Origin of the sequence: Lunatibacter salilacus (assembly GCF_009797935.1) — a bacterium.
GTDB classification, from domain to species: domain Bacteria; phylum Bacteroidota; class Bacteroidia; order Cytophagales; family Cyclobacteriaceae; genus Lunatibacter; species Lunatibacter salilacus.
On sequence record NZ_VOLC01000017.1, the window covers coordinates 20,032 to 32,452 of the forward strand.

Annotated in this window: 14 protein-coding genes; 3 read left to right on the forward strand and 11 right to left on the reverse strand. The window is 41.0% G+C overall.

Annotated features, from left to right (window positions below):
* Positions 1-29 precede the first annotated feature (29 nt).
* From FQ608_RS20235 to FQ608_RS20275, 9 genes are all read right to left on the reverse strand, one after another.
* Positions 30-1,175 carry a formylglycine-generating enzyme family protein gene (locus FQ608_RS20235; protein ID WP_158860314.1) on the reverse strand — a complete coding sequence of 382 codons (1,146 nt, stop codon included), beginning with the start codon at positions 1,173-1,175 and terminating at the stop codon, positions 30-32.
* A 114-nt stretch (positions 1,176-1,289) separates the two neighbouring features.
* A complete protein-coding gene (locus FQ608_RS20240; protein WP_158860315.1) occupies positions 1,290-3,194 on the reverse strand; it encodes a sulfatase-like hydrolase/transferase in 1,905 nt (634 codons plus the stop codon).
* A gap of 107 nt (positions 3,195-3,301) precedes the next feature.
* Positions 3,302-4,435 (reverse strand): glycoside hydrolase family 130 protein, encoded by a 1,134-nt coding sequence (locus FQ608_RS20245; protein ID WP_158860316.1) that lies wholly within the window; start codon positions 4,433-4,435, stop codon positions 3,302-3,304.
* Positions 4,436-4,454: 19 nt separating this feature from the next.
* On the reverse strand, positions 4,455-6,041 hold the full coding sequence (locus FQ608_RS20250; RefSeq protein ID WP_158860317.1) for an OmpA family protein: 1,587 nt from the start codon (positions 6,039-6,041) through the stop codon (positions 4,455-4,457).
* 18 nt (positions 6,042-6,059) lie between these two features.
* Complete coding sequence (locus FQ608_RS20255; RefSeq protein WP_158860318.1) at positions 6,060-7,031, reverse strand: deoxyhypusine synthase family protein; 972 nt, start codon at positions 7,029-7,031, stop codon at positions 6,060-6,062.
* A 96-nt stretch (positions 7,032-7,127) separates the two neighbouring features.
* Positions 7,128-7,772 (reverse strand): OmpH family outer membrane protein, encoded by a 645-nt coding sequence (locus FQ608_RS20260; RefSeq protein ID WP_158860319.1) that lies wholly within the window; start codon positions 7,770-7,772, stop codon positions 7,128-7,130.
* Between the two features lie 88 nt (positions 7,773-7,860).
* Positions 7,861-8,112: a hypothetical protein gene (locus FQ608_RS20265; RefSeq protein WP_158860320.1), complete on the reverse strand. Its 252-nt coding sequence runs from the start codon at positions 8,110-8,112 to the stop codon at positions 7,861-7,863.
* 26 nt (positions 8,113-8,138) lie between these two features.
* A complete protein-coding gene (locus FQ608_RS20270) occupies positions 8,139-9,041 on the reverse strand; it encodes a histone deacetylase family protein (RefSeq protein WP_158860321.1) in 903 nt (300 codons plus the stop codon).
* A 63-nt stretch (positions 9,042-9,104) separates the two neighbouring features.
* Positions 9,105-9,668 (reverse strand): hypothetical protein, encoded by a 564-nt coding sequence (locus tag FQ608_RS20275; protein WP_158860322.1) that lies wholly within the window; start codon positions 9,666-9,668, stop codon positions 9,105-9,107.
* 117 nt (positions 9,669-9,785) lie between these two features.
* Here FQ608_RS20275 and FQ608_RS20280 point away from each other — a divergent pair, with 117 nt between their 5' ends.
* On the forward strand, positions 9,786-10,223 hold the full coding sequence (locus tag FQ608_RS20280) for an AlbA family DNA-binding domain-containing protein (protein ID WP_158860323.1): 438 nt from the start codon (positions 9,786-9,788) through the stop codon (positions 10,221-10,223).
* Positions 10,224-10,230: 7 nt separating this feature from the next.
* On the opposite strand, the gene FQ608_RS20285 is transcribed toward FQ608_RS20280, so the two are convergent.
* The gene (locus FQ608_RS20285) at positions 10,231-10,602 is read right to left on the reverse strand and encodes a phage holin family protein (RefSeq protein WP_158860324.1); all 372 of its coding nucleotides are present in this window, start codon (positions 10,600-10,602) and stop codon (positions 10,231-10,233) included.
* A 184-nt stretch (positions 10,603-10,786) separates the two neighbouring features.
* On the opposite strand from FQ608_RS20285, the gene FQ608_RS20290 reads away from it, so the two are divergent.
* Positions 10,787-11,536 carry an acyl-CoA desaturase gene (locus FQ608_RS20290; protein ID WP_158860325.1) on the forward strand — a complete coding sequence of 250 codons (750 nt, stop codon included), beginning with the start codon at positions 10,787-10,789 and terminating at the stop codon, positions 11,534-11,536.
* Positions 11,537-11,802: 266 nt separating this feature from the next.
* On the forward strand, positions 11,803-12,174 hold the full coding sequence (locus FQ608_RS20295) for a BlaI/MecI/CopY family transcriptional regulator (RefSeq protein WP_158860326.1): 372 nt from the start codon (positions 11,803-11,805) through the stop codon (positions 12,172-12,174).
* 15 nt (positions 12,175-12,189) lie between these two features.
* Here FQ608_RS20295 and FQ608_RS20300 read toward each other — a convergent pair whose 3' ends face one another.
* Positions 12,190-12,408 (reverse strand): hypothetical protein, encoded by a 219-nt coding sequence (locus tag FQ608_RS20300; RefSeq protein WP_158860327.1) that lies wholly within the window; start codon positions 12,406-12,408, stop codon positions 12,190-12,192.
* Positions 12,409-12,421: the final 13 nt, after the last annotated feature.

Consider the following 12,421-nt stretch of genomic DNA (forward strand, 5'->3'; position numbering starts at 1 on the left):
GACATGATGGGTTTACTTTATCAGTACGGCTACTTTGAGGATACACACCTAAACCCGGTATGTTCCAATCCTGTATCTGGTGAAGACTTCATTTTGGCACTTACCCTGTACCCTTCGCAATAGGATACATTGCAGAGGAACGAACCGCCTTTTACAATTCGTTTTGGAACAGTGGGTTCCTGAGGGTCGTAGCTGCTGCCTGGCCCTTTGGGATTGACAATCAAATCTTCCTGAATAGTTGCATAGTAATCCTCATGATACCAATCTGCCGTCCACTCCCATACATTGCCTGCCATGTCATACAACCCGTATGCATTGGGATCAAATGATTTTACGGGTGCCAGACCCAAAAAACCATCCTTTCCTGTATCGTTTACCGGAAACTCCCCCTGCCAGATATTGGCTAAAAAACCATCTGTCTCTACAGGTTTGTCTCCCCAGGGAAAAGATTTCCCATCTACTCCTCCCCTTGCGGCATACTCCCACTCAGCTTCTGTCGGAAGGCGCTTTCCTGCCCATTTGGCATATTCAACCGCATCGTCCCAAGCGATATGCACTACGGGGTAATTGTCCTTTCCCGATATGCTACTGCCAGGTCCTTGGGGATACCTCCAGTTTGCGCCTTCGGTCCAAGCCCACCACTGCGCTGCGTTTTGCAGCGAAACCTGCTGGGCCGGAGGATTAAATGTGAGGGAAGCCGCTACAAGTACTTCCTCCGGGGGTTTGGGTGTGCCAGGAGGAAGTTGTTTCTTGATTTCCTCCCAATCCGGTTTTTGTTCCGCAATGGTTACATACCCCGTAGCCGCTACAAAAGCAGCAAACTGTGCATTGGTAACTTCCGTCTCATCAATCCAAAACCCGTCTACCTTTACCCGATGGGCGGGAAGTTCATCTTTACGACCACGACCATCGGCGGCGCCGCGGGTATAGGTTCCCCCTTCTATCCAAATCATCCCCTCATGGGAAACTTCTTTGGAATCTTCGCCCGAATTTTCACGAGCAACTGCATTTGATTGATTTCCAAACCTGTCAGGAATATTATCATGGCACGAAGCTAAATCATCATCAATGGCTAATTCTCCAGATTCTCCGATATGTTTTTTGTCAGTACCGCAGGAACTTACCGCCCCTATGATTATTAAGAAGAAAAAGGATTGCAGGACATATTTTAACATGGTAATTTCCGATTAATTAATTTTTTAAATATAGAAAACAAGACAAAAGAAGCCTACGATTCTGTCAGTTTTTTGATAAGGGCCACAATGAATACCTTTAAGGGGCATATAGGCTTATAACCACGTTCCCAGAAAATAAGCCATACGACGGTTTACTTCGTCATTTACAGCTTGGGGCTTTATATCCCCTACATCAAAGCGATAATTCACGATGGGATGATCCTTAAAAAAAACGAGGCTATTCATTACCTGCAAAATTTCTACAGGGTCCGAACTTTCATTGATAAGTTGGATTAATCCCGGGAATGGATCCACTTGAGCATGAATACCCAAATATTCTACTACCCGCCACCTAACAAGTAGACTCTTGTCTTCGGTCATTTCGCCAATTATTTCCCGTACTTTTTGGTTTTGAGACCTAGCTGTTTGAGCAGTTACGGCCCAGTACCTTACCAACTCATCCGAATCAGATAGGGCACTGATCAAAGCTTGAGATGCAGTTTCTGATTGATCTACTGCCAAATGAGACGTGTTCATTAATTTATTTAACCTATCTTTATTTTCCTTTCCAAACCCTACCGGGTTGTTTATGGCTTCCTTGACCATGACGGATTCGGGAAGAAAACTTAAATCCAATATCTGTTCAGATTTTTGGCTGGAAAGGTCACGTAATGATTTCAGTTTTTCAAAATGATCCGGATCCTCAGCTAAATTTTGGGTTTCATGGGGGTCATTTTCCAGGTCGAAGAGCATTTCAGCAGGTTTCCCCAAAAAGAACTGCTCGGTTTCATTTGAAAGATTTCCCTGCTCAAAGAGTGATCTCCATTCGGCAAAAGCCAACAATTGGTATCGATAGTTATTATGAAGTCCATCGGGATAGTAGGGCTGAAAGCTTCGTATGTATTTCCATTTTCCCTTACGTACTGACCGCAGCATTTCATATTTCTCATCAAATCTGTCGGCGTATCCATAAGTCTCATCCCGGCTAGAAATCTCTTCCATGGATAATTCCCGACCTAAAAAAGCTTTTCCGTCCATTTGATCTGGAATAGCCAAACCGGCTAAATGGAGTAAGGTTGGAGCAAAATCAATAAAACTCACAAATCCCTCCATAGTTTGCGGGATTTGTGAGGGAACGAGATGCCTCCAATTCTCAGGAACCCTTACCACTAATGGAACATGTAGACCAACTTCATACAAATACCCTTTGCTTCGGGGAAGAACTCCTCCATGGTCCCCAAAATAAAACACAAAGGTATCCTCCAAAAGTCCGTCCTCGCTAAGTTCGGTCAACCGTTTACCAACCCAGTCATCTATTTCTCTTATCTTGTCACGATGGAATGCGGTGGTAAAGCGAAAAGTAGGTGTATCGGGAAAATAGGGAAAAAGGGTTACTTCTTGAGGGTTTTCTTTCGTATGGTGGCTTCGCATAAAGTCCTCCTTAAAATGAAGACGACTTTCATGGGATTCCATAAAGGTTTCCTGGTGGAAAAAGGGCTGGTGGGGGTTATCGCGATTCCTCCAAGAGGCCTGAACGGATGATTCATCCCATACTTCAGGGCTTTCCTCCGCATTGTAATCCTTTTTGTTGTTGTTGGTTGTATAATATCCCTCCCTCCGCAAATAAACGGGAAACATTTCCAAACCCTCCGGCATTGGTGCGGCTTTCGTTTTTCGGTGATATTGAATGCCAGTTCGGGGAGCCATGGTGCCTGTGATTAGTGTACTCCTTGCCACAGAGCAAACGGGTGAGTTGGAAAAAGCGTGGGAATATAGCAAACCTTGAGTGGCCATAGCTTCTATATGTGGTGTTTCCACCCCGTCAGAGTCAAATAACCGCATAAAATGTTTTGAGTTATCCTCCGAAATTAGCCAAACGAAATTTGGACCTTTAGTGGGTCCACCGTCCATACTAGCGATTTGCGTGGCATGGGAAAACTGGAAGCTTAAGCCTAAAAAAAAGCCAATGAGAATTCTAAAAAGAGGATTAAACCGACAAGAAAAGGTTTTTATGTACATTATTTCGGGTTTGTTTGTTGAGTATCCAATTGATATGGTAGCATTATCTCAATCAATAAATCATTGAACGTCTTTATAACCCATACCTTATACTGTTAAGTGCAATATTATAGTTTGCAGATTGCCACGGCGATTTTGGAGTCGGCTGTTCCATAGTATAAGAACCAGTTTCCTTTATAGGGCACCATCCCCTCAATAAAACAGACGTGGTTAATTTGCCCATCTATTTCATAGTCCTTTTCGGGAGTTAGGAAATAATTTTCAGACCGATCAATTACTTGTGTGGGATCATCCAATGAAAATAACGCTTGGCCGGCAGAATATGCTCCTGAAACTAGGTCAGGATCACCTCCTTCATCTAAATTCATCCCATTGTAAAGCAATAAGATCCCCTCGTCCCTGATCAATCCAAAGGGACCTGCCTCCACAAGCCTGCTGTCAAACTTTCCAGGCCTAGGTGCTAGGACCGATTTTAGTCTTCCATTTTCGAGAACAGGCCTCCAATTGATTAAGTCTTGGGAAACAGCCATATAAAGGTCTGTATCTCCAAAATACATCCAGTATTTTCCATTGATCTTTTTAGCAATAACCTGATCTCCTTGCTGTTCTCCGACCACTGCTCCTGCTTTGCTCCATGAGTCCTTAAATTCTCCTGTCAGGACTCGGCCGTATTTATCCCACGAGATTAAATCATCGGAAATGGCGTACATCAATCTGGCGGTCGTACCATCGTAGGAAGTATAGGTCATGAAATATCTGCCATCATCTGTGGATATAACACGAGGGTCCTCTACCCCACCATCCCACTCCAGCGGTTTTAAGCTGTCATTCTCAGGATAGAATATTGGACTAGGACGTTTTGTGAACTGCAACCCATCTTCACTTATAGCCAATCCAATGCGCGAGGTACCGTTGTTTGTTCCGATAAAATCCTCAGCTCTATACAATAAATTTATTTTACCGTCTTTGACTACGGCTGCGGGATTAAATACATCCTTAGCTTCCCAAGCTACTTCTTCATTCAATATGGGACACAAAAAAGTCAAATCTCCCGGCTCCAACACAGGATTTATGCTGTCAACTTTTACAAATGGTCCTAGGCTCCAAGAATCCAGAGGTTCAGTAGTCTCGTTGTTGGATGTGTGACTGGACTGGCAGGATATTGCCAACCAAGCAATAACGAATAGACCAATTAAACCACTTAAGAACCCAGGAGTATCAATTTCGGTGAATTTTGGCATAACGGATTTAGAAAGGAGTTTAATTCTCTAAAACTACCAATTCTACCCGCCGATTCAAAATTCTACCTGCTTCTGTCCTATTGTCCGCTTTGGGACGGGTTCCGCCATAACCGGCTACCCTAATCCGCTCAAAATCCACCCCTTGCTTTACTAGTAAATCCCGAATCTGGGACGCCCTTAGAGTTGATAGCGTTTTATTCAGTTCTACATTTCCCAAATTGTCCGTATGTCCTTCCAACCCGATTTTGATAGTTGGAGATGAAATGAGAAAATCAGCAAGAGTATTTATATAGCCTATTGAGAGGGAATCTGTTAATTGCGAACTGCTACGCTCAAATTGAATGACAGACAAATCCAAGCGGCTTCCCGGTTCCACTGGCGTCAAATATTCCTTCGAAAACGGTTGGTTCCAATCAATTTTCAGAGGGATATAACCTGGAACACTCATTATCCAAGACCCATCTTCCGCATCAAGAGCGGCATAATCATTGGTCGACAGAATTTCGCCATTAGGTGAAATAACTTTTATGGAGAAATCATTTACGTGCAGGGAAGCATGATCAATCCAGTATTGTCTTTTTTCTCGTATGGTAAGTGGTGTAGATTCAGCTTTTTCGGGGATTGACGTCGTATCACCCAAATTGGGGATCTGTTCGTCGGTGGGCTTAGTGATATTATAAACCTCAGGAATAGGCTGCTTTTTTCCCCTCTGATCTACCGATATTATTTTATTTATTTCGGCCGTGATTTCAGATGGAAGGAGAAAAATATCCCCATATCCCTCACTACTGCTCGTGCTTGTGAAAAATGTGTTTCCATTTACCTGGTTTTCCATGAAAGAAAGTGTTATACCCTCCTTATCCAAAAAAGTCAGAGGTACAGGCAAGCTCCAATTGCTGAACGTATCATCAAGCCTTAGGGAATAAAACAATTGATAACCAGACCCTTGATCTGGTCGGTTAGACGAAAAAAACAATATATTATCCTCTTCTTTATAGAAGGGTGTTAATTCCTGATAGGAAGAATTGATAGTCGGCCCCAAATTGATGGGCCTAGACCATGAATTGGTTCTGTCATTCCACCTAGTGATGTATAGGTCTTCATTACCATAAGATCCGAAGGACTGCATCGACATCAATATCATTTCTCCGTTTTGGCTTAGCCTACCGTTGAAATTTGCGCCAAGGCTTCTCAGGCCGGGAATATTCAAGGCACTATCCATCTGCCAATAACCCCCATTTAGCTGATACACAAATATGCCATGCATACCTTCATAATGATGGTGAAAAACGTAGGCTGTTTGGTCATCGGGAAAACCGATAATTAGGTCATAGGAATCGGTGGCAAATTCGTCTACTTTGGCGGGTTCAGAAAATTCTCCCTCAGATACAAGGCTACTTTTCCAAATATCTCCGCTCCCACCATTTCCAGTATTTCCAGGCTGTAAAACCCGTGTAAAATATAAATCACCAGACGTATGGATTACTGGATGCAATTCATCGAAGGATGAATTTACGTTAGATACTGGCAGGGGTACTTGCGCACAAATGGTATTAAAAGCAAAAAAAGCAACTGCAAAAGTCAGCAGTGCTTTTTTAAAAGGCATATAATTAGTTGAGATCATTTATTTTCCCAAAACGATGGCAAATACCAATGGGGCCACAATGGTAGCATCCGATTCAATAATAAATTTCGGGGTATCCAAACCCAGCTTCCCCCAAGTTATTTTTTCATTGGGAACTGCCCCAGAATATGAGCCATAGGAAGTGGTGGAGTCGGATATCTGGCAAAAATAACCCCAAAGCGGAACATTATTTCGCTGTAAATCCTGATGCAGCATGGGTACGACACAAATGGGGAAATCGCCGGCAATACCGCCACCAATTTGGAAGAAACCGATGGTGCTGTCTTCTTTGGCATTTTCGGTATACCAATCCGCAAGGAATATCATGTACTCAATTCCACTTCTAACTGTATGAACATTTTTTATGTCTTGAGATATACAATGTCCCGCATACATATTTCCTAATGTAGAATCTTCCCATCCTGGAACGATTATCGGCAAATTTTTCTTGGCAGCTTCAAGCAACCAACTGTCTTTTGGGTCTATTTGAAAGGATTCGTCCATTTTACCTGACAGAAGAATCTTATAGAAGAACTCATGCGGGAAGTAGGATTCTCCTGCCTTATCGGCCCGCTGCCATTCTTCAAGAATGACATCTTCGATCCTTCTCATTGCTTCCATTTCTGGAATACAAGTATCCGTCACCCTGTTCATATGCCTTTCCAGTAGTCCCTGTTCCTCTTCGGGGGACAAATCACGGTAATGTGGAATCCGTTCGTAATAATTGTGGGCTACCAAATTAAAAACATCCTCCTCCAAATTAGCTCCCGTACAGGTGATGATTTGAACTTTATCTTCCCGGATCATCTCAGCCAGAGAAATGCCCAATTCCGCTGTGGACATGGCTCCCGCCAACGTAATCATCATTTTGCCGTTGTTGGCTAGGTGGGCATTATACCCTTCCGCCGCATCTATCAAAGCTGCTGCGTTAAAGTGACGGTAATTATGTTTTAGAAAATTCGTTATTTCCATAAAATTGAAACGTGTTTTACGTAAAATGATTGTTCTTGAGCGAAATTAAACAAAAAAGCCCGGTGGACCCGGGCTAAATAAATATGATGGAGTCTATTAATTTCCGGAAGGTGCAGGAGTTTCTGGTTTAGGCGTAGTAGTAGTGCCAGTTCCAGCTTGTTTTTTCTTTAAATCCTCATTGATTCCGGTAACGACAGAACTGGTAATATCCAGCGCATTGTCGGCATACCAAACACCACCACCCCTTGTATAAGAAAGGATCATTTCAAGATCATTTTCTTTGGCATAATCTTTAAGATAGGCTTGGATCATGTCATAAACCTCATTATACAACCTGTTTTCGTCTGCGGAAAGCTCCTGCATTACATTATCACGATAAGTGACCAGATTTCTCTCCTTTTGAACTAATTCTTCTTCTTTGGCACGAGCCTGGTTGATGGTCATGGTGTTTGCTGAGCTTTGGAAGTTTGTCACCTCTTGTTCAAATCCCCTGGCCCTTGAAGCTAACTCACCTTCATATTTCTTGCCCTTTTCGGCAATTTCTTCTGATTTAGCGATGAAGAAATCAAATTTATTGATCACGCTGTCTGTTTGGATATAGGCTATCTTCAAATCGGTTATGTTTATTTCACCACTTCCGCTTTCAGCACCACCTTCAGAGGGGCTAGACGAGTTATCACAGGCAGCAAAAAGCACACCTGTCAACCCTAAAATTGCAATAACGTTACTAAATTTTTTCACTTCTCTTTTTTAAATTGTCTTAGTGCGCAAATATAAACAAACTTATGTTTGTTCAAATTGAATTGCAGACTTAAACTGTTAAAAATGTTTAAATGGTCTTCGTTTTGTCTTGATAATCATCCAATTTTACCTTAAAAACTACGGCTTGTCCAAAAACCGATATCCCTGCATTGATTAATATTAAAGACAAAGTTCCAGCCCCAAACCACACAATAAAGCGGGCTTGTTCATATTTCAAAATGACAGACTGACCAAATAGACTTAATCCAAAACCTATTAAAAGTAGCCCTCCAACGGCATAGACCAGCCATTTTTTCTTAATTTCTTTTCTTTGGTTCATTCTATGAAACGGTTTAAATGGGTTTGCTAAAAAAAGATTTCTTGGGCAAGTCGATAGGTATTTGCGTGTGCCTCAATGATAGTACTTATTTTTTCTGAATATCCCCCGCCCATGCAGCACATGATTGGTATTTTTCTTTCATAAGCCAGTTCCAAAACCAGCCGGTCCCGCTCCTTACATCCCTGGAGAGTTAGTCCCAGCCTGCCGAGTTTATCGGTGTGCAACACATCCACCCCAGACTGGAAGATAATAAAATCCGGTTTAACCCGGTCTACAAGAGGAATCAAATTCTCATCCAGTAAATCTAAATATTCCCTGTCCTGAATACCATCAGGGAGAGGAACGTCAAGATCAGATTTTTCCTTAAGCAAGGGATAATTTGAAGCACCATGCATACTGAAAGTAAACACCTTTGTGGAATCTCGAAATATCTGGGCTGTACCGTTGCCCTGATGGACATCTAAATCCACCACCAATATTTGATTGGCCTTTCCATTTTCAATTAAATAATTCGATGAAATGGCAATGTCATTCAACAGGCAAAAACCCTCTCCCCGATTGGTAAATGCATGATGAGTTCCCCCAGCAATATTCATGGCTATGCCAAATTCCAAAGCGAATAGCGAAGCCTCAACTGAGCCACCCATAATTTGGATTTCCCTTTCCACTAATTCTTTATTTAATGGAAACCCCGTTTTACGGATGTCAGATTGACTTAATGCTAGATTTGCCAGTTTATCAACATATTCTTTGTCATGAGTTCCTAAAATCCACTGAAAATCAAGTGGGTCTGGTTCAAAGAAATTTTCCTTTCTGAGTGTACCCTCGTACAGCAGTTGGTCTGGAAGGAGGTCATATTTTTCCATAGGAAACCTGTGGCCCGCGGGAAGGGAATGGGCATATTTTTTGGACACTGCCACTTTGAGCATAGCTGTATAGAGTTTGAAACAGGACAACTGTATTGTCTACAAAAAGGTTAACTGGCTGGCAACCTAATCTTCTTCGGGCTCTTCTTCAGACTGAAATGAGTAAAAGGTTTCATCAAGAACCAGCGTGTCGTTATTGAATTCTTTTACAAACTTGGAAATCACTTGGTCATCAATGTATTCCACATTCAGGGAAGCGTCTAGCCCTATTCCATAGTCATGGTTGGTATCCAAATCCAAAAATTCCTGGACTTTTACCGTCTCCTCTTCCTCCATTTCCATGATTAGTTCGGTGATGAACCACCCAATCTCTTCTTCATTGCTATTTAAGGGCTTGAGGTTTCCATTTTCATCTTCTTCATAGCTTATACCGTTAAAATTGGCAAATTTTTTGGCCGCCTCATGTTCCGCTATTTCATACAGTTCGCTGGAATGGTGCAAGCGCAGCGTGTAGAGTGCCGCATCGTAGATGACTTCTCTACCTTCGAACATTCCCAAAAAATAAAAATTCACATATTCGTCCGAATTGTCTTCGGTGGGAACTAGTTTAAAATTTTTTCCAGAGTCTTTCAACTCTTTTTTAAGGGCTTCTATATTGGTGGATAAAAAGCCTTCGTTTTCTTTTTCCATGGTGTGGTTTTAGGTAAATCAAAAGAACTCAACTTAAATTTACTTTATAATTAGTTCTTTCGAGCTATATTTCCAATTAATTGTTCATTAATTTACTAACTTTTATAACTAATTAAAATGTATTCGCTGAAAAAGAATAATGATTTCATAAAAAAAATAATTTCAAGGCAAGAAGGACTCCAATTGGATTTCAAGCAAAACCTTAGCAGCCAATCCAAAATTGCGAAAACCATTGTAGCCTTTGCCAATACTGCCGGGGGAACCATCGTCGTTGGGATATCTGATAATGGAAAACTAATTGGAATTGATGTTGAGGAAGAAAAATACATGGTAGAAGAAGCAATCAAAAACTATTGCGTCCCTCCTGTTGCTTTCATGTATGATATCTATGAAATAGACTATTGGGAGGAAAAAAATCTTCCTGAAGAAAAGTACCTGCTTTTTCTCGAAATTCCCAAAAGTAAAGCTGCCCCCCATTTTGTACAGGACAAGCAAGGAAAGTTAACCTACTATATACGGTCAAACGATCAGTCTATTCCCGAAAATTATCTCTGACGGCAATTCAATAAAATTTCCCCTCCCCCAGAGATATTCCAAAAACTGAATTGACAAGAGAAAGAATAAGGCTAAAAAGAAGCGCCCACCAAAAATTATCCACCGCAAAGCCCGGAACTATCATTGAGGCAAGAATAACTAGGAATGCATTTATCACCAATAAAAACAATCCAAGCGTTATCAATGTTATTGGAATGGTCAGGAATATCAAGATAGGCTTTATAGTAATATTCAATAATGCCAGCAACGCCGCTATCACTATACCCGTCAGAAAATCATCAACCGAAATACCTGGTAATAGGTATGCGGTAAAAACTATTGCGAGGCCCGCTATGGCCAATTGAAGTAGAATTCCCAGTATATCTTTTGGCTTACTCATAGGTTGAAGGTTGGTGATAATTACCTCGTTGGTTTCAGATACTAAAATAACGAAACTTGTCTGATAAACTCCCTAAAAAAATGAGATATATCAGGTTTGTCAAAAAAAACTAATTTTTTTGACATTTAAACCACTTTTGACCTTAACTTTACAGATAATTAATTAAACATAATTCTTCAAATCAGTGATTCTAATTGTATTATTCCTCCTTCATTGGTATTTCTCTCTGTTTTGCCAAAGTTTCTTCCTACATAGGTACGCAGCCCATCAGATGTTCGAAATGAATAAATTTTGGGAAAAGTTCTTTTACGTATTTACCTGGATATGTCAGGGTAGCTCATATTTGTCACCTAGGGCATATGCAATACTGCATCGAATGCATCACGCCTACAGCGATACTCCTAAGGATCCACATAGTCCACATCACACAGAAAATCTTTTTTCGATGATGTGGAAAACAAAGAAAATTTATAACGATCATTTTTCTTTCAAAATTAAGCCGGAGGAAAGATTTTCAAAAGATGTCCCCGATTGGCATAACTTCGACCTTATGGCGGATACTATGTTTGTACGTGTGGGGTGGGCATTGCTTTACATTTTGATATACGTATTGAGCATCAGTATTTTTGAATTACCTGGGACACATTGGTGGATGTACTTCTTTCTTCCGCTTCATTTTATGATGGGGCCTGTTCACGGGGCGATCGTGAATTGGAGTGGCCATAAATACGGGTATGCGAATTTTGACAACAACGACAAGTCCAAAAATTCGCTGTTTCTTGACTTTCTTATGCTAGGAGAACTCTTTCAAAACAATCACCACAGATTGCCTAAGCGCCCTAACTTCGCCGTAAAATGGTACGAGTTTGACCCAACCTACCCCATCGTGAAATTATTGCACGCTACGGGAATCATCAAATTAAAGCCTGCCTAACAGTAGCTTCTAAAATTTAAAACCGCCTAATTGGCGGTTTTTGTGTTTGTAGCCTACCCGTACTTTATGTTGCAACCATATTTTTTAAAATTTTTATAGATTTATTAAATTATGGATTTTTTTTAAACTAGTTTTGTGGAGAATCAAACAAAAATAGAACCAACCAGTTTATTTAATTGCCCAGGTTGTTTTAATGATGGAAATTAATAGCTGCATTTGCTTTGAAATTCCATTCAACGTTGAAATTAATCAAACCACTAACAAAGATGAAAGAGTTAACAAGAGCTGAAGAACAAGTCATGCAGATCCTTTGGGATATTGAAAGAGGATTTGTAAAAGACCTACTGGCAAAAATGCAATCTCCCAAACCCGCTTACAATACCATTTCTACCATTGTACGTATTTTGGAGCGAAAGGGCTTTGTCGACCATCAAGCGTATGGAAAGTCGCATGAGTATTTCCCGATCGTATCTAAGGATGAATACCGCAGGTTTTCAATTGACAATCTGTTAAGTGGCTATTTTAGCGGGTCATTTGCCAATTTAGCCTCCTTTTTTGCCAAAGACGGTAAGATGGAATTACAAGATTTGGAACGAATACTCGAAGAGGTAAAAGAAGGAGTGGGTGAAAGTAATTAGTATAGCTACTATATGCTAAGCTAAATCAGTTAACGTAACCTTATGGATGATTGTTAGATGCAACGGAATTCTTTTGTCCGCAGGATTACTGAGGTTCGAAATATCAATTTTTACGCGCCGTAGTCTTTTGGGCATCAGTAGATTAAGGGTAGACTTGCCATCAGCAATAGCTAATCCAGACCAAAGTCCAAAAGTACCTAGGGAAGTAGCTTCAAGGAAGAATCTTCTGCGCATTCAGTCTCATATG

Bases quoted from the DNA above. Each gene is read 5' to 3' on its own strand.
- FQ608_RS20265 (WP_158860320.1), bottom strand. From the start codon at position 8,112: ATGAACCAAAGAAAAGAAATTAAGAAAAAATGGCTGGTCTATGCCGTT.
- FQ608_RS20255 (WP_158860318.1), bottom strand. From the start codon at position 7,031: ATGGAAATAACGAATTTTCTAAAACATAATTACCGTCACTTTAACGCA.
- FQ608_RS20295 (WP_158860326.1), top strand. From the start codon at position 11,803: ATGAAAGAGTTAACAAGAGCTGAAGAACAAGTCATGCAGATCCTTTGG.
- FQ608_RS20235 (WP_158860314.1), bottom strand. From the start codon at position 1,175: ATGTTAAAATATGTCCTGCAATCCTTTTTCTTCTTAATAATCATAGGG.
- FQ608_RS20280 (WP_158860323.1), top strand. From the start codon at position 9,786: ATGTATTCGCTGAAAAAGAATAATGATTTCATAAAAAAAATAATTTCA.
- FQ608_RS20285 (WP_158860324.1), bottom strand. From the start codon at position 10,602: ATGAGTAAGCCAAAAGATATACTGGGAATTCTACTTCAATTGGCCATA.
- FQ608_RS20300 (WP_158860327.1), bottom strand. From the start codon at position 12,408: ATGCGCAGAAGATTCTTCCTTGAAGCTACTTCCCTAGGTACTTTTGGA.
- FQ608_RS20270 (WP_158860321.1), bottom strand. From the start codon at position 9,041: ATGCTCAAAGTGGCAGTGTCCAAAAAATATGCCCATTCCCTTCCCGCG.
- FQ608_RS20240 (WP_158860315.1), bottom strand. From the start codon at position 3,194: ATGTACATAAAAACCTTTTCTTGTCGGTTTAATCCTCTTTTTAGAATT.
- FQ608_RS20250 (WP_158860317.1), bottom strand. From the start codon at position 6,041: ATGCCTTTTAAAAAAGCACTGCTGACTTTTGCAGTTGCTTTTTTTGCT.
- FQ608_RS20245 (WP_158860316.1), bottom strand. From the start codon at position 4,435: ATGCCAAAATTCACCGAAATTGATACTCCTGGGTTCTTAAGTGGTTTA.
- FQ608_RS20275 (WP_158860322.1), bottom strand. From the start codon at position 9,668: ATGGAAAAAGAAAACGAAGGCTTTTTATCCACCAATATAGAAGCCCTT.